This is a genomic window from Dyadobacter pollutisoli, assembly GCF_026625565.1.
GTDB lineage: Bacteria > Bacteroidota > Bacteroidia > Cytophagales > Spirosomataceae > Dyadobacter > Dyadobacter pollutisoli.
This window is the reverse complement of sequence record NZ_CP112998.1, coordinates 4,689,668-4,711,529: the sequence shown is the minus strand read 5'-3', so window position 1 is coordinate 4,711,529 and position 21,862 is coordinate 4,689,668. Positions and strand designations below refer to the sequence as shown.

Annotated in this window: 16 protein-coding genes; 11 read left to right on the top strand and 5 right to left on the bottom strand. The window is 45.3% G+C overall.

Going from position 1 to position 21,862, the window contains the following annotated elements; all coding sequences use genetic code 11:
• Window positions 1–28: 28 nt before the first annotated feature.
• The 4 genes from ON006_RS19275 to ON006_RS19260 all read left to right on the top strand — a co-directional run bounded on the left by ON006_RS19275 (window position 29) and on the right by ON006_RS19260 (window position 7,108).
• Window positions 29–1,528, top strand: coding sequence for a capsule assembly Wzi family protein (locus tag ON006_RS19275; RefSeq protein WP_244821004.1), 1,500 nt, complete (start codon window positions 29–31; stop codon window positions 1,526–1,528).
• A 157-nt stretch (window positions 1,529–1,685) separates the two neighbouring features.
• The gene (locus ON006_RS19270; protein ID WP_244821003.1) at window positions 1,686–4,085 is read left to right on the top strand and encodes an ABC transporter permease; all 2,400 of its coding nucleotides are present in this window, start codon (window positions 1,686–1,688) and stop codon (window positions 4,083–4,085) included.
• A gap of 122 nt (window positions 4,086–4,207) precedes the next feature.
• Window positions 4,208–6,658 (top strand): ABC transporter permease, encoded by a 2,451-nt coding sequence (locus ON006_RS19265; protein ID WP_244821002.1) that lies wholly within the window; start codon window positions 4,208–4,210, stop codon window positions 6,656–6,658.
• A gap of 162 nt (window positions 6,659–6,820) precedes the next feature.
• Window positions 6,821–7,108 (top strand): hypothetical protein, encoded by a 288-nt coding sequence (locus tag ON006_RS19260; RefSeq protein WP_244821001.1) that lies wholly within the window; start codon window positions 6,821–6,823, stop codon window positions 7,106–7,108.
• A gap of 14 nt (window positions 7,109–7,122) precedes the next feature.
• Here ON006_RS19260 and ON006_RS19255 read toward each other — a convergent pair whose 3' ends face one another.
• The 3 genes from ON006_RS19255 to ON006_RS19245 all read right to left on the bottom strand — a co-directional run bounded on the left by ON006_RS19255 (window position 7,123) and on the right by ON006_RS19245 (window position 10,620).
• Window positions 7,123–8,052 (bottom strand): serine hydrolase, encoded by a 930-nt coding sequence (locus ON006_RS19255; protein ID WP_244821000.1) that lies wholly within the window; start codon window positions 8,050–8,052, stop codon window positions 7,123–7,125.
• Between the two features lie 12 nt (window positions 8,053–8,064).
• Entirely contained in the window at window positions 8,065–8,973 is a 909-nt protein-coding gene (locus ON006_RS19250) for a carbohydrate-binding family 9-like protein (protein WP_244820999.1), read from the bottom strand.
• A gap of 324 nt (window positions 8,974–9,297) precedes the next feature.
• The gene (locus ON006_RS19245) at window positions 9,298–10,620 is read right to left on the bottom strand and encodes a hypothetical protein (protein WP_244820998.1); all 1,323 of its coding nucleotides are present in this window, start codon (window positions 10,618–10,620) and stop codon (window positions 9,298–9,300) included.
• Window positions 10,621–10,717: 97 nt separating this feature from the next.
• On the opposite strand from ON006_RS19245, the gene ON006_RS19240 reads away from it, so the two are divergent.
• From ON006_RS19240 to ON006_RS19215, 6 genes are all read left to right on the top strand, one after another.
• Window positions 10,718–11,311: an RNA polymerase sigma factor gene (locus ON006_RS19240; RefSeq protein WP_244820997.1), complete on the top strand. Its 594-nt coding sequence runs from the start codon at window positions 10,718–10,720 to the stop codon at window positions 11,309–11,311.
• A gap of 843 nt (window positions 11,312–12,154) precedes the next feature.
• The gene (locus ON006_RS19235; RefSeq protein ID WP_244820996.1) at window positions 12,155–14,611 is read left to right on the top strand and encodes a DUF7850 domain-containing protein; all 2,457 of its coding nucleotides are present in this window, start codon (window positions 12,155–12,157) and stop codon (window positions 14,609–14,611) included.
• A gap of 121 nt (window positions 14,612–14,732) precedes the next feature.
• Complete coding sequence (locus ON006_RS19230; protein WP_244820995.1) at window positions 14,733–16,148, top strand: GH1 family beta-glucosidase; 1,416 nt, start codon at window positions 14,733–14,735, stop codon at window positions 16,146–16,148.
• 59 nt (window positions 16,149–16,207) lie between these two features.
• A complete protein-coding gene (locus ON006_RS19225) occupies window positions 16,208–16,564 on the top strand; it encodes a hypothetical protein (RefSeq protein ID WP_244820994.1) in 357 nt (118 codons plus the stop codon).
• Between the two features lie 191 nt (window positions 16,565–16,755).
• Window positions 16,756–17,802 (top strand): DUF4097 family beta strand repeat-containing protein, encoded by a 1,047-nt coding sequence (locus ON006_RS19220; protein WP_244820993.1) that lies wholly within the window; start codon window positions 16,756–16,758, stop codon window positions 17,800–17,802.
• A 129-nt stretch (window positions 17,803–17,931) separates the two neighbouring features.
• Window positions 17,932–18,909, top strand: a complete 978-nt coding sequence (locus tag ON006_RS19215; RefSeq protein ID WP_244820992.1) for a ComEA family DNA-binding protein — start codon at window positions 17,932–17,934, stop codon at window positions 18,907–18,909.
• Window positions 18,910–18,932: 23 nt separating this feature from the next.
• Here ON006_RS19215 and ON006_RS19210 read toward each other — a convergent pair whose 3' ends face one another.
• Complete coding sequence (locus ON006_RS19210; protein ID WP_244820991.1) at window positions 18,933–19,703, bottom strand: LOG family protein; 771 nt, start codon at window positions 19,701–19,703, stop codon at window positions 18,933–18,935.
• A 129-nt stretch (window positions 19,704–19,832) separates the two neighbouring features.
• Between ON006_RS19210 and rpiB the strand changes: the two genes are divergently transcribed.
• A complete protein-coding gene (rpiB, locus tag ON006_RS19205) occupies window positions 19,833–20,264 on the top strand; it encodes a ribose 5-phosphate isomerase B (protein ID WP_244820990.1) in 432 nt (143 codons plus the stop codon).
• On the opposite strand, the gene ON006_RS19200 is transcribed toward rpiB, so the two are convergent.
• Window positions 20,261–21,673, bottom strand: a complete 1,413-nt coding sequence (locus ON006_RS19200) for a hypothetical protein (protein ID WP_244820989.1) — start codon at window positions 21,671–21,673, stop codon at window positions 20,261–20,263. The genes rpiB and ON006_RS19200 overlap by 4 nt on opposite strands.
• Window positions 21,674–21,862 lie beyond the last annotated feature (189 nt).

Here is a 21,862-nt window from a genome sequence, read left to right as displayed (position 1 = left end):
CTTGCAGGATATTCCTCATCAATAAATCATGCCATTGCAGAAAATATTTACCCACACTACAATTTACGTCCTGCTATTCATTTCGGGACAACTCTATGGACAAAAAAACGCTCTGGTTTCTAATCTGGAAGCAGGTCTCGAAGCCGGAGCGTATGTGTCTACCAATGATGATACACCTTTCTGGTTGCGTACTAATCGGTTCGGGATTGTTCCCAACGAGTCTACTTCCGGTGTTTTACAGGGTTATTTTCGCAGAAATTATCTTTTTTTCGACAGCCTGTCCAATCGTCCCAAAAAGCTTGACTGGAGAGTAGCCGTCAGTCCGGTACTGACCTATAATAAGTCCAGCCGTTACTCGCTGCTGTTGCCAGAAGCGAATGCAAGTGTCCGGTTCAAAATGACCGAAATTTACCTTGGCAGACGGAAAGAGGTGATGGGGCTCGGTGATTCTACCTTGTCGTCGGGCTTTTATTCCGGTTCAGGTAATGCATTGCCAATGCCCAAGATCCAGATCGGTACCATTGGTTTCACACCATTGAAATTGACCCGGAATTTTCTCGCGATACACGCCGGTTTTGCGCATGGATGGTTTCACACCGACTACCTGGATGGAGTACGGCTGCATCAGAAATTTCTCTATTTCAGACTGGGGAAACCGACCTCAACCAGTAAATTCTACTTTGGGCTGAACCATAATGTGATGTGGGCTGGCCATGGTGAGTATTTGAAACAACATCCTGAGCTGGCTTTAAATGGTGAGTTACCTTCTTCCTGGAAATTTTATCCCAATGTAGTGCTGGCCTACACTTCCAAAAACTGGTATAAGAAGAATGGATACAGCTCATTCGATAGTTACCGGCTCGGTAACCATTTGGGAAGCTACGATTTTGGTTTTGAAACAAAAGCCGGTGCGTATAAGCTGTTCGTTTACCATCAACACCCTTTCGAAGACGTGTCCAGTATGCTGTTCAAAAATATTCCGGACGGACTTTATGGTGTTAATTTCAAGCTGAAAAATACAAGCCGGCGCTCCGGCATCCTGCTGACCAACATTACGCTTGAATTCCTGTCAACGAAGGATCAGTCGGGGTCACAATTTTATATTACCGGAAGTAAATTCCAGGGGGCTGATAACTATTTCAATCATTCACAATACACAGAGGGCTGGTCGTACCGTGGCCGAACGGTGGGCACGCCATTCATTGTTCCGGGGAAAGATATGGATCCCACGAAACAGGGTAATGGACGCTACTTTCCAAATAATCGGGTGAATATGTGGTACCTGGGCGCGCAGGGAAGGTTGGGGAAAGCTTTGTCGTTGACTTTGAGAACTTCCTACAGCCGCAATTTCGGAACACCTGGCGCGGAATACAATCCTGTACGCGGGCAATTTTCATCCTTATTCGCTGCCGAATACAGGCTGGCGTTTATGGGCAACACCGTCGTAATGGTTCAATGGGCCATGGATAAAGGCGATATCTTCACCAAAAATAATGGCGGCTACATCGGTTTGAAAAAGGCGTGGTGACCCCCGCCATGTAACCTGAAATTCACATTGTTCATCCGTGAACAAAATTGTTCGTTTTCGGACAATTTGAAGTGATTTGTTCATTGTAATTAATTGATATATAGTAGTTTGGTTAGCTTGGCATAACTTTATTGCAGAGAGTTTTTTAAACTCTGCTATGCTCAAAAATTACCTCAAAATTGCCTTCCGTAATATCTGGAAAAACAAGATTTTTTCAGCCATCAATATTGTCGGTCTTGCTATTGGTATGGCTTCCTGTATTATGATCATGCTCTTCGTATTTTTCGAAAGGAGCTTTGATAAAATGCATACCAAAAATCTGTACAGACTCGATGAAGTGCAGAAATTTGAAGGTATGGTGGCGCCTCAGAAAGTGGCACTGTCCATGTTTCCAATGGGCCCGACGTTAAAAGAGGAATTTCCCGAGATCCGCGATTATACCCGTCTCACATCATTTAATAAAGTTTCTCTTACTTATCAGGAAAAGAAAATAGAACTACCCAAAGCACTGTGGGTTGATCCTAATTTTCTTCAAATGTTTGATTATGAGCTGATAGAGGGAGAAAAGGCTAATGTGCTGAAAGAGCCCAATACCGCTGTGCTTTCCAAAAGCAGTGCAGCCAGTATGTTCGGCAGCGTCGATCCGATCGGTAAGTCAATCATTCATTATGGCAATGATACACTCACTTTCAAGGTGACGGGGATCATGGAAGATGTGCCCGCCAACTCACATTTGCAGTTCGACGGCCTGTTTTCGTTCAGTACCATCACCGGTCCCGACAATATGAACAACTGGGGCGGCAACTGGCTCATTACCTATCTTGACTTGGGCAAAGATGCGGACGTTGGAGCATTGGAAAAGAAGTTTCCTGCCTATCTGAAACGGCATATGAAAGAAGGTGGCTGGAAATTTTATGAACTGTTCTTGCAGCCGCTTGCGGATGTGCACGCGCAGTCGGCCGACATTACGCATGACTATATCAATTTTCAAAAGTTCGACCGCAGTTATACCTACATATTTTCAGTTATTGGGATCATTGTCCTGGTCATTGCCTGCGTCAATTTTATGAACCTCTCCACAGCCCGCTCGACGGGAAGGGCTAAGGAAGTCGGTATCCGCAAATCCATTGGGGCACAGCGGTTTCAGCTGGCTGGACAGTTTATTGGCGAGTCCGTTTTACTGTCCATGATTGCTTTGGTACTGGCGGTGTTGTTGGTCAAATTGCTGCTGCCGGCCGTTAACCAGCTAAGTCAGAGAGAGCTGACCTTTGCTTTTTTTACCAATCCTGCTTTGCTGTTGGGTATTTTGGGAGGAACGGTCATTATCGGTATTTTTTCAGGACTTTATCCCGCCGCGTTCCTGTCTGCTTTTCAGCCCATTAAAGTATTGAAAGGCACATTGCAAAACAGTAAGAGCAATTTCAGGAATGCATTGGTGATCGCCCAGTTTTCGAGTGCTGTGTTTCTGATTATCGGTACTGCTTTTGCTGTCAAACAGCTGCGTTTTATGCAGAAAAAGGACCCCGGTTTTGTCAAAGAACAGGTGGTGATCATACCGCTGGATTCCAAATCAGGGCCTAAGTACCAGGCGATCAAGCAGGAGCTACTTTCCAGCTCATTTGTAGAAGCAGTAACTGGTTCGCAGCAGCGGTTAGGAAACAATTTCCATCAGACGGGCGTGACGTTTCACGGAGATGGGCCAGCCAAAGAGATCGCTTCGTCGCAGGTGGTCGTGGATCCGGATTATCTTTCATTATATAAAATCAAACTGGTCGCCGGCCGGAATTTTACATCCGATGCGTCGGACAATGCGAAGGCGTATATTATCAATGAATCATTGGCGAAAGAACTGTTAAAGGATCAGCCCAAGCTCACATTGGAAACGCTGATAGGGAAGCATTTCGGGTTTTCCGGAATGGATTCGTCGGGAACGATCGTCGGCGTCGCCAGGGATTTCAATTTCAACTCGTTGCATCATAAGATCGAAACATTATGCCTGTTTAACCAAAAGGACTGGGGTTATCAGGAAATGTCCGTGAGGATCAAAGGAAAAGATGCAAAGCAATCCATTGCAGCCATTCAGGCTGTGTGGGGCAAGTTGGTGCCGGAACAAACTTTCACGTATTCTTTCCTGGACGAACATTTCGCGGATATGTACCGGGCCGATAGCCAGGTGAGCGAAATTGTGGGCATTCTGGCTGGCCTCGCCATTTTCGTATCCTGTCTGGGGCTGTTTGGACTGGCTTCTTATTCTGCCGAAAGGAGAATCAAGGAAATCGGGGTGCGAAAGGTCATGGGCGCTTCTGTGGCCGGCATCGTGGCGCTGCTTTCGAAAGACTTTGTCAAACTGGTAATTGTATCGATCATTATCGCAACGCCTATTTCGTGGTGGGCGGTGAACACCTGGCTGGCGGATTTTGCCTACCGGATTGACATTGAATGGTGGGTTTTTGTGACGGCTGGATTACTGGCCATTGTCGTAGCATTGCTCACAATCAGTTTTCAGAGTATCAAAGCCGCGATGACGAATCCGGTGAAGTCATTAAGAGCGGAATAGGCGGTCGGCTGTCGGCTTTCAAACTTCGGCTTTCGACATTCTTTATTTGAAAATATATTTTATTAAAAAATAATAAAAAAGGCCGAGAGCTGACTGCCGAAAGCCGATAGCCATATAAACCTATGTTTCGAAACTACCTGAAAATCGCCCGGCGTAACTTGTTCCGTCACAAGAGTTTTTCATTGATCAACATTCTTGGACTGACGATAGGGCTGACGTGCTGTTTCCTGATCATGGTTTTTGTCCGGCACGAGCTGAGTTATGATCAATTTCATGCGAAGTACGACCGGATTTACAGACTCAATTATATGCCCAAGTTTGCTGGCTTCACCCGGTTTATTGGTCTTACTCCGGCAGTTGCGTCGCCTTTACTGCCTGACTTTTTTTCAGAAATAGAAAAATCCGCGCGCGTATACAGGAGCAACGCGACCATTGAAATACCTAATAGTACCGATCCCCGGCCTGTCAAATTTGATGAGGAGCGTTTCTTTTTTGCTGACTCTACATTACCGCAGATCTTTTCCTTTCAATTTATCGAAGGCGATGCCAGGACCGCATTGAAACAGAAATTTTCGGTAGTTATTACTGATCAGATCGCCCAAAAGTATTTTGGAACAAAGAATGCGCTCGGAAAAACGCTGCTGTACGAAGGAAAACATCCGCTAAAAGTTACAGGTGTTATCAAAGAACTACCCGACAATTCGCACATTAAAATAGACCTGCTGTCGGACTACCAGACCATGTATGCGACCGAAAGCGAACTGGTCAGGAGTAATATTCCTAAAAACTGGGTGATCACACATTCGGCAACTTATGTTCTGCTCCGTCCCGGGAAAACCGCCGAAAGTGTGAACGCGAGACTGCCCAAGTTTTTGGCTACCTATGCTGATCCCAATGTGAGCAAGGGAATTGAATACAAGCTGCAACCACTGGCCGACATTCATCTCAATGCTGACGTTGAAAATAACCCGGAACCGACCGGCAGCCGCACCTATATTTACGTGTTTCTCGGTATTGGACTGATGACATTGCTCATTGCCTGCATCAACTTCATCAATCTATCCACTGCCAGGTCGCTGAAAAGGGCGAGGGAAGTAGGGATCCGAAAGACATTGGGGAGCGAAAAGGCACAGATCGTTTTTCAGTTTCTGGGTGAATCCATGTTACTGAGCAGCATTGCACTGGTTTTAGCCATCGTTTTGATCGCGTTGTTGATCCCGGTACTGAACGATCTCACGGATAAAAATCTGACATTTTCGTATCTCGTGGAAAACCCGGGTCTGGTATTCGTTTTTGTTGCAGTCGCTCTTGTCGCAGGGCTGTTATCAGGAAGTTACCCGGCATTTTTTGTCGCCCGTTTCCAGCCGATCGCTAAATTAAAAGGAAGCTTTGTAAGTGGTAAGGCAAGAGGTGGAGGGCTTCGGCAAGTGCTGCTTGGCTTTCAGTTTATCGCTTCTATTATGCTCATTATAGGTGCAATGGTGGCATTCAGGCAACTGCAATTTTTGATGGAGAAGCCGATGGGTTTTGACAAAGACCATATCCTCACGGCAAGTCTCCGCAGCGAGAAAATTACAAACCTTTTCGCAACGCCCAACGACAGTTCCTATATGAAACTGAAAACATTCAGGGATATCCTGCTTAAAAACCCGAGTGTGAAAGAAGTTACATTTTCTACCCGGCAAATGGGCGCGGGAGCGGTTCAGCGCAACATTGTCCCCGAGGGAAAAACGAGGGAGGCTAATCTTTTCATTGGTACCGTGGGCGTCGATTTCAATTTTGTAAAAACCTATGGCCTCCAACTAGCGGCTGGCAGGGATTTTTCAGAAAGTCATGCTACCGACAAGTCGGCGGCGTTTTTGATCAATGAAACGGGCGTGAAACAATTGGAATGGAAATCCGCACAAGATGCAATCGGGAAATCCATTAACCTGGAAGGGAAGCAGGGAAGGATTATCGGGGTATTGAAGGATTTTCACAATCTGTCGCTACAAAACCCAATTCAGGGCATGGTGATGGATATTGCCCAACCCATGTTTACGCAGGTATCGATCAAACTTTCACCACGTGAAATGGATAAAACACTGGCTTATGTCGGTGCGGAATGGGACAAGTATTTCCCCGAGAAAGGATTTGACTATGAATTCTTGGATCAGAGCATTGCCGCGGCTTATGCTACCGAGCAGCGGTTGAGCAAGCTGATCGGCTATTTCGCAGGTATGGCGGTGCTGATTTCCTGTCTGGGATTGTATGGCCTGGTTTCCATCGTGACCCAGCAGCGTACCAAAGAGATCGGCGTCAGGAAAGTACTCGGTGCGTCGGTGAACAGCATTGTGCAATTGTTGTCCAGGGATTTTGTGATACTGGTTGTGGTGTCGCTTGTCATTGCAAGTCCATTGTCCTGGTATGCAATGAACAAATGGTTGCAGGATTTTGCATTCAAGACAGACATTGCCTGGTGGATTTTTGCTTTGGCGGGTCTTCTGACCATTACAGTCACGATTTTAACAGTAAGTTTTCAGAGTATTAAGGCCGCATTGACCAATCCAGTGAATTCGCTGAGGAGTGAGTAGGGGCGGCCTTCGGCCATCGGCTGTCACTACATAGGAAGTATTCAGTTTTTATAAAAAGACAATTGCCGACAGCCATTTAAAAAGTATTCAATTTTTGTATAAATAAAAAACAATAGCCGAAAGCTGATTGCAGAAAGCCGACGGCCTAAACCATAGTCAATCATGAGCCACATTGCGATCCCGATCCCGCCGCTTCAAGGCAAGCAGGAGATTAAAGTTGAAGTAACGATCAATGGAATTAAACAAAACTTGTTTTATCGTGTTGAGCTTTTTTATTGGGAGGACTGTACCAATCCGGTTGCTCACCGTGCCGACTGTATCAGCGAGATGCTGTCCCACCATGATCCTGAGTGGACTGTTTACTATATTGGCGCGCCTACGGACGAGTTTGTACCCATCACATTTGTAAAGAAAGAAAGCAGGAACCTTCTCCGGGAAGCGATTGCATAAATTTTACTACCTACTCAAAACCAGAAATTGTCCGAACCTTCGGCAGGTTTCCACTTGCTTTTCGGTTCGAAATGGTTCCAGATTATGGCAGAAACTTTTCGAATGAGGACATAACCTTCATTCTGTTTTTGCCAGGTCTGGTCCTGTTGGTTTTTGGTTGCAATGCACAATACATAATCGCCATGCGGCGCGTGAACGACCAGTGCCTCGGACTTAGCCTGGTTGACAGCGCCGCTTTTTGCTGCTGTTTTAATGTAAGGCGGTATCTGCGAAATCGCCTCGCCGTCCCAGAACTGCATGCCCATGTACCGGTACATTCGCTCACTGATTGCCGGACTAATGGCTTTTCCGTTGCGGATCATAGCGACCAGTTCCGCCATTTCGCGGGGTGTAGTCTGGCCCCAGCCGTATTTCGCTTGCCCGTCTTTTCTGCCCGGTGTCCTCGAATTCACTCTCGTACTTGCAAATCCATTGCTTTCCAGCCATTGGTTGATCGTCGCGCCACCGCCGGCCATGGCCTGCAACCACAAGCTACCGGTATTGTCGCTCAGCGAGATCATGAGATGGACGATTTTGGGTAGTGCAATTTTAGTACTGTCCTTAAATGAACCTACCACGCCATTGTCATACTTCAACGAGTCGCGGTAAACGAGTTCCTGGTCAAATTTGATCTCTCCCTTATTGATCTTGTCAAAAAGCCCACACATGATCGGCACTTTCACCATGCTGGCGGTTGGGAAAATAGTGTCTGCATGGACGGCAGCAACCCGGTTTGTTTTGAGATTACGTACATAAACTCCGACCTCCCCATGAAAGCCGGCCAATGCTTCTTCAAGCTTCGCAGTCAGCTTTTTATCGACGGAAGTTTTGTCAATAGCGAGTGGCTGGGCATACAAAATCCCGGCGGTCAGGGCGAAAAGAATGGTGTAATATAACTTTTTCATGTGCGGAGCTTGTCAGTTGTTTTTAACAGTGTCGTCAGTCTTTGTCCTGCCCGGTTTTTGAGTACTGAAATGCAGATACCCCCAGTACTCGGGATAATGCATGTTGATAATGCCTTGCGGGGACCATACCCAGTTATATTCCGGGATGATTTTGTTGGTTTCAGGATTCCTTTTTCGTGCGTACTTCCCGTCTTCGCCGATCGTGTGCTGCCAGTTTACCCGCGAAAAATTGATTCTCCATTCAGAGTTGTTTTCAGGGATGATGGCTTTGACCTGATCGGTCGACAAGGACTCGAAAGGAATGGCAATTTCCAGTGTCCAACGCTTATCCTTGTCTTTGCCATTGTTGAGGGTGCCGTCAATAGTAACCGCTGATTTCAGGTTCTTAATGTTCCATTTTAGTTGCGCGCGACCGCCACGGCGGTAAGATTTGGGCAGGAAAAGGTCAAATGTGTTATTGATCGCATTGATTTCCAGCTCGTAGTAGTTGTCGGTATCGCCGTCGGGGTCGATAAAAACTTCAAAATCATTTTCCAGGTAAACGATCTGGTCTTTTTTGTCCTGGTATGCCCAGATATGCTCTTCTTCAATGACGGTGGCGATGTAGAGATACTCCTTGTCCCAGAGCATTTTTACTTTCGTTTCCTGTAATGGCCGAGGCTTTTTGTCGCCTTCAATGTCCACAAAAGAACTCGTCCATTCTGCTTTTTTCCAGGGCCCCTCATTGAGCTTTCCGTCAATGTTGATTTTTTTGTCAGTCTGGTAGCAGGTGTAACTTTTGGGCGGAGCTGGCGGCTGTGCAATACTTTGTGCAAAACTTAAAATCGATACAGCAAGTGTGAAAACGGCCGCTATGGGTAGCTTGGGCAGGTATTTGCGTTGGAATCTGCTTTTTTCTTGGAGTAAGTTAAAATTTTTCAAGATCAGTAAAGGAAGTGATTTAGGAATCTCAATATAGCCCGAACTGACGGAAGAACCGAGGGATTGGCCTAGTATTTACTTCACCACATTGATTTTCAAATGCATCTCGGTCAAGTCCCGTCGGGACGTAATATTGGTGGCCGCAACGCGGCAGAAAATCAACAACGACCAAAATTCAAATGCCGTAGGCATGCAACCTTGCGTACCAACGGCACTTGCGAACTTCTTGACACATTTTGCTACTACCGATATTGCATCCCTAGGGGATTTTGGCAACTGGAAAGTTTACACACAAAGATGTCGCAAAGAGCATGCATATATACATTACTCAGTTTTCACTAAAAGGTCACTTGCTTTGACCTGATTACTTAATAGTTCCTCGAATAATTTCCAGCGAAGGGCCGGGTTGGCTTCTGTGCCGCCTTTTGACCGGATATAGTTTTTGATCAGATCCTGGCCGTAGTTGTAATTGATGACGTAGCTGCGGTATTTTTTGATGAAATTGAAATAAATAGTTGCACCCTTTTCAGTGAGCAGGCAATAGTCCGTAAGCCATCTGATCGCTTCTGGCCCACTCATTTTATTGCTCAACAGGCCTCTCGCCACTTCATTTCTGGCATAGTTCAGTTCGGACCTGATTTCCAAAGCCTCAAAATAGGCATTGGTGCCGGTGGTATCCAGTCCTGCCAGCGGCATAAGTACATTCTTGCAAAACTGCTTCTGCTCATCGCCTGGAAACGCAAGAGATATGCCAAAATTAGCGCTGCCTTCCGCGATTAGCGATTGTGGACTAAATAGTGGATACAGCGAAATTTCAGTCCAACCTTTGTCATGATAAAGATTCTTTTCCAGCAAAGCATTGTAAACGTGATGACCAGGATATCCCTCATGGCAGGCCAGATCAATGGCTCTTTCAATGAAGATCGGCTGACTGATATTGATCTGGATCAGGCTTTTGTAATTGCCTTTGTACCAGTTATATCCCGACCAGGGTTTGTCTGTCACATATTCCAGCTGAAAATTCTCCTGAGCGGGCATTTTATAGTGCTCCAGCGTTCTCTTTCTCGCTTCAGCGATCGCAGTTTTGAAGAGGGTATCAATCTTGTTTTTAGGGATGAGAAATCGCGAAGCCATTTTCTGAAAACGATCCGGCAAAGGTCCCTGCCCAGGGAGAATACTGTCGAGTCGCGCGATCAATGATTGGAAATGGCTTTCAGAATACACTGGCGCCACTGCGTCAAACAGTTCCTTCGACTCGGTATCAAACGGAGCGGATTCGCCTGAAAAAATGAGAACCCGTCTTTCGAATGCGGTCAGCTGGGACGTCATCCAGCCTGCCCTGTCTTTGATTGTATCATTGGCTGTTTTACCAGCCAGATCCGCCAATGCACTTTTTAATTCCTTTATTTTCATCAGGAAGCTATCTTTGGGGAAGACAGTGCCTGCTTTTGTGGTTGGTTTTAGGGAATCGGGGCCGTAGTAGGCGTCTACAAAGTCACCGTCGTACCGGCCGATGGTGAGTCCAAGTTTTACATACTCCTTCGCAATACGGTCAAATCCCACTTTTTCGCTGTTTTGACTGGTTTTTGAAGTGCAGGAGTATAACAATAGAACGAGCACTAATTGAGCGATATTTTTTGAAGGCATGACATATATAATTTACAGGTTATCTATCCCGATTTGATGCGTAAAATACACATATTGATTGTAAAGTGAGGGTGGTACAGAATTATTATGTACTGATATGATCAGTCGTAATCCCAACATGATGCCCAAAAAGTGTACATATAGTCAGCAGGAATTAATACTGCTTCTCCGGAGCAACAGCCGCGAGGGGTTTGAGTATTTGTATGATAATTATTCGCCCGCTTTGTATGGCATTATCCTCAAAATCGTGAAGGATGAAGAGAGGGCCGCCGATGTGTTGCAGGACTCGTTTCTTAAAATCTGGAAGAATATTGCAAGTTATAACGGCGAAAAAGGTACGTTATTTACATGGATACTGAACATCGCACGCAACACAGCCATCGATAAACTGCGGGTAGAAGTAAAGATCGACAAGGTAGTGAAGTTGGACTCTGTCACAGAAAAGGAACTTTCCAATGTGGCGGTCTTCAATCCGGTACCAGCTCTGATGGACGTCAGGGACATTGTTGAGATGTTGCTGCCGGAACGAAAAGTGGTGATAGATATGGTTTATTTCCAAGGTTATACCCACGAAGAGGTGTCCGAAAAATTGAATTTACCCCTCGGAACCGTCAAATCAAGGATACGCAAGGCATTGCAAGAATTACGAGATGTATTTGCAATTCGGAACTCAACATTGCGGTTCGCCTGAAACCATTTACTCCCGATTTTACTTGTACAAGTAAATTTGCATATCATCGATTATTCTACACGATATGCGACCTATTAGTCTGCTATTTGCTTAATTGCCCATCTTTTATTCTGCTGTTGATCCTTGTCGCCATATGACCATGCGTAGTATGTCCCGGTAATTCCAAATACTATATGTTTAAAATCCTGTATTACAGGTATAAAACTACTGTTACATCTTTTGGTCCAGCATAAAACTTGTAGAAGTCACCCTTTTGGCAAAAAATAATTTTGTCGAAATTCTTCAGTGACTATTTAGGCATATCCACAAAATCAGGCCTCACTGAATGCAAGAGGCTTATCGCTTACCCTTTCATCTTCACCATCTTCCAGATGCCAGGCTTATAGAATCAGTTCTATAACGGCTATGGTACTTTATTAACAAATTTTTTTAATAAAGTAAGTATAGGAAAGTTACATGTAAAATCAGCTAAGCTAAAAACGGGCACCCCACCTTTTACGGGGGCATCTCCCCGCTAAATCAGGAGGGAGTAAAAGTGCGTGTCCGCCAGACATCGTATTCAAATAGTTATATTACTAATTTTCAATGTGCCCGTTTATTACTTATGCATGATACTCGAATTGATTACATGTAAAGTAGTGAATTTGAGATATTTTACTTATTTTTTGTATAGAAGTACTTTTTATAATACGGATCGAAATACTTGTAAAATTAGTTTAAACGTAGTTGAAACTCATATGTAATATAAAAAAAATCATATTTTGAACCGATCCAAAACATAACTTTGTAAGTACATTATACTGACTTTCTTATCAAGCTAATTAGTTACAAATCAATTATGTTATGAAAAATTTTACCTTACTCATTTCCTTACTCTTACTAAACCTGGCCATCAGTCGGCAGGCGTTCAGCGCCGTCACAGATTGCGGCTGCTCCGACGCTAGCAATGCATTGAAAAATGGAAGTTTTGAATCTGGTACCGATAATTGGAGCAAAGCGGACGGCACCAATTTTGGCACAGACAATGCATATGATGTTTGCGGGGAAAAAAATGGGTTGATCACAGGCGCAGGGTCAATTTATCAGGATGTCACGCTGGTTGCAGGAAGCATTGTAGATCTTACCGTATATGGTGGAACGCATGATCTCAGTAAAACGCATTTGTTCAAGCTTACCTTCTATAATAGTTCGGGACAAAAGATCGACGGTGATCATAATGTATCGGTAGATATGAACTACAAGGTGACCGATAACCACGACCTGAAACAATTCAGTTTGTCAAGTACTGCTCCCGCAGGAGCTACGAAGGTTCGCTTTTCTGCCACGTCAACTGGCGACTATTTCAAAATAGATGTGGCTTGTATGAGCGTTACGCCACCGGCTCCGACTGACTGCGGCTGCCCGGATGCAACGAATGCATTGAAAAACGGCAGTTTTGAATCAGGAACGGGTGATTGGTCCAAATCAAGTAATACCAACTTTTACACAGACACGAAATACAGCGAGTGCGGTGCGAAAAATGGTCTGATCGATGGATCTGGCTCTATTTATCAGGAAATAAACCTGTCAGCAGGCAGCAAAGTAGACCTTACTGTTTACGGTGGTACGCACGACACAGGTTTCTCTCACAAGTTCAAGCTTGATTTTTACAACAGTTCAGGTCAGATCATTACAAGTCCCAACAACAATAAGTCTGTGGACATGAATTACAAGGTGACTGAATACCACAAACTGCAACAGTATACCTTGTCGGCAACTGCTCCTGCGGGTGCTGTGAAGGTTCGTTTCTCTGCGACTTCCAATGGTAATTACTTCAAAGTGGATGTGGCCTGTATGACTATTACCACAGTTCCTCCGGTAGATTGCGGTTGCAAGGATGCTGAAAATGCGCTTAAAAATGGCAGTTTCGAATCGGGTACCGACAACTGGACTAAAACGGACGGTACTAATTTTGGTTCTGACGAGGCATATAGCATTTGCGGTAGTAAAAATGGCTTGATCACAGGTGCCGGTTCTATTTATCAGGAAGTTAATCTGGTTCAGGGTAGCAAAGTAAACCTGACTGTTTACGGCGGAACGCACGATATTTCGAAAACACACAAGTTCAAACTTGAATTCTATACCGCTGCCGGAGTACTGGTCCCGATCCCTGAGGATATCAATAACACGGTGGAGATGGATTACAAAGTGACTGAGACGCATAAATTGCAGCAATATACATTGTCAGGGACTGCTCCGCTGGGTGCCGCCAAGGTTCGTATCACGGCTTCTTCAACAGGTGATTATTTCAAAATTGACGTGGTATGTATGAGCATTACCTCTCCTCCGCCAGTAACCTGTGAAGAATGTACCGGTAATAAGATCGCAAACGGCAGTTTCGAGACCGGAACAGATAGCTGGAGCACGACGGGAAATGTTTTTGCAGACCCGATCATTGCAAACTGCGGATCAAAAAGTCTGATTCTTGCCGGAGCAGGTTCGTTCTCACAGGATGTGACAATATTGTCGACTTACGGAAGTACCATCAATCTGAATTTTTGGGGAGCGGTGAAGCAAAACAGAGATCAGAAAGTCGAAATCATATTCCTGGACGGTTCCAACAAGGTTTTGGGTACGCTCACTCAGCAGATTGATAAGCTGGTAGAGTCAGATCCATGGGGTTTACAGAAATATACATTGGCAGGTGTGATACCTACGGGTTCGACAATCGCACGTATTAAAGGTTCGGGATCAGAGGATTACCTGGCCGTTGACGGATTCTGCCTGACATTCTCAGGCTCCCCGCTTCCGGTAACACTCGCCGCATTTGATGCGCGGAAAGAAGGTTCAACAGCATCGATCACATGGTCTACAACCACTGAAAGTAATTCCGATCATTTTGATGTTCAGCATAGTCAGGATGGCAAAGTATGGTCAATCCTTACCACGGTCCAGGCACAGGGTGAAAGCAAGGTGTTGGTTCCTTATCACTATACGCACACTAGTCCTTTTACCACCAACCTGTACAGACTGAAAATGGTTGATATCGACGGAACATTTGCATATAGCAGCATTAAGAGCCTGAATTTCAATGGTGAGGAGCAAATGACTATTTATCCAAACCCAACGGCTGACCGTATCAAGCTGAACGGCAACATGCAAATTGCCAATGTTAAAATTTACAGCCAGAGTGGCGTAATGGTGATGAACACCCGTCCTGATTCCGGGAACGAAATTGACCTGACGAAACTGGCGCAGGGAACGTATTTTGTGAAAATCAATAACGGTACGCTTACCCGCAAGATCCTGATCGTAAGGTAGGTTCCAGCGGTTCTTTGTAAATGCGATTTTTTAAAACCCTTCCTCTGCATAATTGCAGGAGAAGGGTTTTTCTTTGCTAATATGTTCATAACTTTCTGCGGGAAAGATCAAATTAAGCGTTTTGACAGAGATAGAAAGCATTGCTACCCAGCCTGCAAGTGCCGGGACAGATCAGATTGACACCGAGTCGATCATTTCAAAGGAGGATTTTGGAAGTGACTTCCGCTGGGGAGTTGCTACTGCCGCTTACCAGATAGAAGGCGCTGTGAATGAGGATGGTAGGGCTGATTGCAACTGGGATGTGTTTGCTAGGCAGAGCGGCAAAATCAAAAACAGGGATCAGGCAACACTCGCCTGTGACTTTTACCATCGCTATGAAGAGGATCTGGAACTTGTTCAGTCGTTGGGTTTTAAACAATTCCGGTTTTCGATTTCCTGGTCGCGCATTCTCCCTGATGGTTTCGGGAAGGTAAATCAAAAAGGCATTGATTTTTACAACAAGCTCATTGATAAATGTTTATCGCTGGATATTGAGCCATGGATTACATTGTATCATTGGGATTTGCCTCAGGCGCTGGAAGTTTTGGGCGGCTGGAAAAACAGAAAAGTAGTAGAATGGTTTGCCGACTATACCAGGATATGTACGACGGCATTTGGCGACCGGGTGCGCTCCTGGATCGTGCTCAATGAGCCAATGGCTGTGGCCGGGCTAGGCTACACGACGGGCCTGCACGCGCCGGGTAAAAAAGGGATATGGAATTTTTTACCGGTGGTGCATCACCTTGCCCTTTGCCAGGCTGAGGGTGGCCGGATCATTAGGGACAATGTTGCCAACTCTTACATTGGTACCGCGATTTCCTGTTCCTATGTACACGCTTTCAGCGAGAGCGCGCGGGACGTGAGCGCGGCAAAACGTGCGGATGCGCTGATGAACCGGCTTTTTATTGAACCTGCGCTCGGGTTGGGATACCCCTCAGATGCTTTTCCTTTTTTGAAAAACATCAACGCCTATATGCTCGAAGGAGATGCAGAAAAGCTGAAATTCGACTTCGATTTTATTGGTCTGCAGAATTATTTCAGTGTGGTCGTCAAGCATTCATACCTCGCACCCGTAGTTTGGCTGAAAGAAGTCCCTGCCAAGTTGCGTAACGTTCCTACTACGGCGATGGGCTGGGAAGTCAATCCTGATGGGATGTATCAGATCCTGAAACAATTTGAAAAATACAAGGGGATCAAAGAGATCATTGTGTCGGAAAACGGGGCTGCATTTGAAGATGTTTTTTTCGAAAACGATGTTTCAGATACCAAAAGAGTAGTTTTTTTCCAAAGTTACCTGGCAGCTATTCTCAAAGCGAAACAGGACGGCGTGAATGTGAAAGGATACTTTGCCTGGACATTGATGGATAATTTTGAATGGGCAGAGGGTTATTCAGCACGGTTTGGCCTGGTGTTTGTAGATTTTAAAAGTCAGGAAAGAGTTGTGAAAGATTCGGGGAAATGGTTTGCAGGGTTCCTGAAAGAGGCAAAAACCTGCTAAACGTTCCAACCATTTTAGGACAAGATGCATCTTTGTATTAACCTAAAAGAAATTGAAATATGAAAATTTTGATTGTTTTATTTGGCTTGCTAGCCTGGATCGGCTGCCATGACGAAAGTAAAGTATTGGACGAGGAGGTCCTTGAAACGGATGCTACCTGGACTAATATGCTGGCGGCGGACGGATGTGCCTGGCATTTTGCAGTCGTTAGCAAAGACACTTCCTATTACTTTATTCCAAATGAAGCATCCAAATTAAAGATCGATGCCGTTTTGGGAAAACAAGAAAGCAGTTACAGCTTTACGGACGTGCATTTGAAATACAGCTATACCGGCAATAAGGGAACGGTTCAATGCGGCTGGGGTACCAAAGCGACCTACAACGAAGTCAAAATCATTGAAATACATAAAAAATAAAACTCCCAGATTAAGAATGCTTCTGGCTTCTTTTTCTGAATAATAAGGATCAACTCAGCTTCATCAATAATCGCCTGCACCTGCACATCTGTCGCAGGTGTACTTTTTTGGAACGCTACCGAGAATTTTGAAAAGTCTGGTGCAACTTCTCCCCGGATTTCTACATCATTATCCAAACAAATCGACGAATCATGAAAAAGAAACAACTACTTCTGATAATGTGTACCCTTTTCGCCAGTGTGGCGTGTAGCGCACAGTCAGATGAGGACAAACCTTATGTTACCAAAAATTTCACGTCTGCTTCTTTGAAAGAACTAACAGTTGAAACTTCCGGTGGCTCGATCTCCGTGACCGGCGGCCAAAGTGGTGGTTTCAAAGTGGAAATGTATGTGAGGCCTAACAACAACTGGAATGGCAAAAAGGAACTTTCCAAAGAAGAAGTCGAAGACAGACTGGAAGATTACGACATTCTGATCGGTACTGAGGGAGATAGGGTTGTGGCGACTGCGAAGAGAAAAAACAATGTCAAATGGAACAACGACAAGAATGTTTCCATTGGTTTCAAAGTATTTACACCAAGAAATGTGGCTACTAACCTGAAAACGAGTGGCGGTAGTATCAAAATCGCATCGCTGACAGGTGAGCAAAACTTCACTACCAGCGGAGGAAGCCTGAAAATCGATGATCTGGACGGTATGATCCAGGGACGTACTTCGGGGGGAAGCATCAATGTTACCAATTGCAGGAACGATATCAATCTTCACACCAGCGGCGGCAGCATTAAAGCCGAGGCATTGAAAGGCAAAATTGAACTGAAAACTTCGGGCGGCAGCATTGAGCTGAATAGCCTGGATGGTGAAATTGAGGCGCATACAAGCGGTGGAAGCGTTAGGGGTGACAACATCAGAGGAGCCTTGAATGCGGGTACATCGGGTGGATCGGTGCGGTTGGCCAATGTTTCGGGAAGCCTGAAAGCCAACACAAGTGCCGGAAGTATTGAAGTAGAGCTGAAAAGCCTGGGCAAGTACGTGGAGCTTTCGAGCTCGGCGGGCAGCGTGCGGGTAACGATGCCGCTGGACAAAGGCGTAGACCTGAACCTGAAAGGGAACAGGGTGTCTATCCCGCTTAAAAACTTCGACGGAGAAGCTGAAAAGGACTTTGTACGTGGTAAAATGAATGGTGGCGGCGTTCCTGTAACACTTTCGGCAAGCAGCGGAAGTGTTTATGTGAACCAATAGAACCAATATGAATGCCGGAGAGGGCGGGAACGGAGCTGGTGCTTCTGTTGTCCGCCTTCTTTTTTTGTCCAAAACCGAAACCAAAGAGCAACACTTGCGTCAAAAGGAGAAATGTTTTCAATCCGGCGCATGTACAGAAAAATTGTCCAGCAGTTACAGGACTACTTTGGGATATCGAGAAAAGAGGCCAGGGGAGCCCTGGTACTTATTTTGTTATGTTTTTTGATGGTGTGGACGCCATTCATTTTCAGGAGATGGGTATTGCCTCTAATGCCATTACGATCGGAACCTCCTTCAATGAAAATGCTGGATAGTCTCGCAAATTTACTGGAAAAAGAAAATCAGCAGAAATTCAAAAAACAGAAGTTCTATCCCCAAAAGTATAAACCGAAAGTTGCCCGGCCTGTCAGGTTGTTTGACTTTGACCCTAATCAGGTGTCGGTGGATCAAATGGAGGAGTTAGGTATTCCCGCGTTCCTTGCAAAAAGGATCGACAAGTTTCGTAGCAAAGGTGGGAGATTTCGAAAAAAGGAAGATCTGTTGAACATTTACGATTTTCCTTCCGCCATTTATCAAAGGCTTGAACCGCACATTGTACTGACGAGCCCTTCGGCAAAACGCCCGGAAGACGCTGGAAATCCATCAATTCAGCGGGTAGAAAGATCTTATCCGGCCAGGGAGACTTATTCCAAACCTGTGAAACCGGCTTTGGTTGCATTTGATATTAATACTGCCGACACTACCCAGCTAGTGCGGCTTCGGGGCATTGGTACCAAGCTTTCGTTGCGCATTCTCAAATTCCGCGACGCATTAGGAGGGTTTCATTCAACAGCGCAGTACACCGAAATCTTTGGCCTCGATTCCGTTGCATTGTCCGAACTGAACCGCTACGCAAAAGTGACTAGCGGAGTCAAGAAGTTGAATGTCAACACTGCTACCCTGGAAGAATTGACGGCACACAGCTATTTGAGAAACAAAAAGATAGCAACGATCATCATCAACTACCGGAATCAGCACGGGGCATTCCAAACCATTGACGATTTGAAAAAAGTAAGAGTAGCAGATGACGCTACGATCAAAAAGTTAGAGCCGTACTTGTCGTTTTGATACAAGTATGGCTCCACTTTTACCTAGAAATTCGGTTTCAGCAAATACTTCGAATAGAAGTTGTCAATGACCTTCACAGCCTCGTCCGGTGTATCGACCACGCTGATCAGTTTGAGGTCTTCAGGATTAATGTTCTGCTCAATCAGCATGGTACTCTTGATCCAGTCGAGTAACCCTAACCAGTAGCTGCTGCCAACTAGCACAATGGGGAAGCGACCGATTTTTTTTGTCTGGATCAATGTCATTGCTTCGAAAAGCTCATCCAGTGTTCCAAAACCACCGGGCATTACCACAAATCCCTGTGAGTATTTTACAAACATGACCTTTCTCACGAAGAAAAAATCAAAGTTGATGCTCTTATCGTGATCAATGTAAATGTTGCTGTGCTGCTCAAACGGCAGCTTGATGTTGAGCCCCACGGACTTTCCGCCCTGCTCGAATGCACCCTTGTTGCCGGCCTCCATAATACCCGGGCCACCACCTGTGATGACGCCGTATCCATGCCTTACGAGTTTGGCGGCAATTTCTTCCGCGGTTTTATAATGCGGATTGTCAGGAGTCGTCCTGGCGGAGCCGAACAGGGAAACGCAGGGGCCGATTTTGGCGAGTTTGTCGAATCCTTCTACGAATTCGGCCATTACTTTAAATATGACCCAGGAGTCGGCACTCTTTATCTCATTCCAGTTTCTGTCTTCAAATGCTTCTTTAATCCGTTTTTCATCTTCGGGAACCGCCGGATTCAGGAGGGACACATCAATCAACTCAGCATTTGTTGGTTTTACTTCTTCACTCATATTTAGGAATTCAATTTAGTTGTTGAATCAGATAATAGTAACTTTGTACCAGTATCATTAAAAATAGAAACTTTTAACTTTATCTGCTGCTATTTCAGACAACGGCAGATTACAATTAACAAAAAAGTAATGAGAAAAATTGCTATTGGCTCTGACCACGCAGGGTTTCCCTATAAAGAACCGGTTATCAACTGGCTAACAGCGAACGGGTTTGAAGTAAAGGATTTTGGGACGTACAGTGCCGACTCAGCCGATTATGCTGACTTTGCGCATCCGGTAGCGAGCGGTGTTGAAAATAAGGAATTCGAAAAAGGCGTGTTGCTTTGCGGAAGCGGGCAGGGTGTTTGCATTACGGCCAATAAGCATCAGGGAATCCGTGCCGCATTGGTTTGGGACCTGCCTTTGGCATCTCTCGCGCGCCAACATAATGACGCGAATGTGATCTGTCTGCCGGTACGTTTTATCGAGCTGGAAACGGCGCTGGCGGCTGTGGGCGCTTTTTTAAGTACAGAATTTGAGGGTGGCAGGCATCAGACGCGTGTCGACAAAATCTCCTGCTAATCGATCCGCTGGTAAATACCTTTCCACGGGCTTAGCTCATATTGTTTTTTCAATGCCGGAACCCTGTTGAGGAGTTTCGGCATTATATTTACCTTATCTACAACAAATTCAGGCGGATCTTTTCTGAAATTGTCATACACGTGAATAATGCTGTCAAAGTTATCCAGGTTGCGTAAATCGTAACTCGCCAGTTCCCAGTTGAGGTAGGGCGTGGCAGTAAAATTGTTGATATACTCTCCTGAATGCTGGCCGAGCACGAGTAACCGCTTGTTGCGGATGTGCTCCGGAAGTGCTGCTGGTTTGGCTCGCAGGTTTTCCAGTTTGCCCATTGATATTCCTGGAATAATCCCTCTCAATCCCTGATATTGGATCAATAAAATCACCGCGCCCATCAATGTAAATTGCAGCTCATCAGCCCAGCTGTTCTTTTTGAAACTTTGAAAATAATGCGTCGCGAAGAATGCAGCCGGAGGTACAAAAATCACAAACTGCATCGGTGCCAGAAACTGCATCAGCGGGATTGTAAACACAGCTACAATGAACCAAAGCGCCATTACCTGCTGAATCCTGGTCTGGTAATTGACAAAACGGAGCGTAGTGAAAATCCGCATGAAACCCATGATCCCAAACCCGAGCGGGAGTAGTAATGAGGCCAATAGGGACGAAAAATCATTGAGGTTATATTGTTTTACCTGAAACACGGAAGTCAGCAGGTTCCTGTTCAGGCTTTCTATACCATTATTGAGATAAAAGAAAAGTACGACCATGAGCAGCGGGAAGATCGAACCAAATAAGCCCAGCAAATGGTGACGGAATGTGGAACCTGTGTAAAACAGCAAGGCGAGAAATGCCCAGATCATGAATAATGAGGCTGGCAGATAAAAAAGCGTGGCAATACCAATGTAAAGGCCCATTTCAAAAACCTGCGTGGTGACTTCCCGCCTGACCAGTATTTTCACCATTGAACCAAATGCAAATAATAGAAAGGTGCTGGCAAGCAGCATAGGCGACAATGTGCCCATGTCAAATGATATATTCAGAAACAATGCATACAATGCACCGGGCAGGAAAGTCCTCTCGGGAAAAACCTCCCGGGAATGGATAACGTAGTTGAAATAAAGCAGCTGAATAATGGACACGGCCATTGCAGCAAGCTGGTAAACCCATTGTGTCCGACCGAAAATGCTATCGATGAGCCAGTAGGTAAGTCCCGAAAACGGGCTGACATTATCCCAAACATCGCGGTACAGCATAAAGCCGCGGCCCATCTGCTCACCCACCAGCATCCAGCTTAGCTCAGGGATAAGCAGCGGCGCACCACCCAGGAAAAACGGCAGCCGCAGCAGCAGGAAAAATACTACTAAACTGATGGTCTGATACCGTGCGTTGACGCGAAAAAAACTAAGCAAGAAGTATGTGGATTATGTATCTTGTGGGAATAACTTTCACGAAATTACAACTCCGAATTCTACAAAAACAAAATAAGTATGGATATTTGTACTTATTTAAAGGAGTGGGAGAATGACTTAGGAAATGTAAGTTTACATAATCCTAACTTGCGTGGCGGGACAGGCCGAAACAAGATAGCAACGGGTCCC

Excerpts from the sequence above, each read along its gene's own strand:
- ON006_RS19275 (WP_244821004.1), top strand. The coding sequence starts at position 29 with ATGCCATTGCAGAAAATATTTACCCACACTACAATTTACGTCCTGCTA.
- ON006_RS19270 (WP_244821003.1), top strand. The coding sequence starts at position 1,686 with ATGCTCAAAAATTACCTCAAAATTGCCTTCCGTAATATCTGGAAAAAC.
- ON006_RS19265 (WP_244821002.1), top strand. The coding sequence starts at position 4,208 with ATGTTTCGAAACTACCTGAAAATCGCCCGGCGTAACTTGTTCCGTCAC.
- ON006_RS19260 (WP_244821001.1), top strand. The coding sequence starts at position 6,821 with ATGAGCCACATTGCGATCCCGATCCCGCCGCTTCAAGGCAAGCAGGAG.
- ON006_RS19255 (WP_244821000.1), bottom strand. The coding sequence starts at position 8,052 with ATGAAAAAGTTATATTACACCATTCTTTTCGCCCTGACCGCCGGGATT.
- ON006_RS19245 (WP_244820998.1), bottom strand. The coding sequence starts at position 10,620 with ATGCCTTCAAAAAATATCGCTCAATTAGTGCTCGTTCTATTGTTATAC.
- ON006_RS19240 (WP_244820997.1), top strand. The coding sequence starts at position 10,718 with ATGATCAGTCGTAATCCCAACATGATGCCCAAAAAGTGTACATATAGT.
- ON006_RS19235 (WP_244820996.1), top strand. The coding sequence starts at position 12,155 with ATGAAAAATTTTACCTTACTCATTTCCTTACTCTTACTAAACCTGGCC.
- ON006_RS19225 (WP_244820994.1), top strand. The coding sequence starts at position 16,208 with ATGAAAATTTTGATTGTTTTATTTGGCTTGCTAGCCTGGATCGGCTGC.
- ON006_RS19220 (WP_244820993.1), top strand. The coding sequence starts at position 16,756 with ATGAAAAAGAAACAACTACTTCTGATAATGTGTACCCTTTTCGCCAGT.
- ON006_RS19215 (WP_244820992.1), top strand. The coding sequence starts at position 17,932 with ATGTACAGAAAAATTGTCCAGCAGTTACAGGACTACTTTGGGATATCG.
- ON006_RS19210 (WP_244820991.1), bottom strand. The coding sequence starts at position 19,703 with ATGAGTGAAGAAGTAAAACCAACAAATGCTGAGTTGATTGATGTGTCC.
- rpiB (WP_244820990.1), top strand. The coding sequence starts at position 19,833 with ATGAGAAAAATTGCTATTGGCTCTGACCACGCAGGGTTTCCCTATAAA.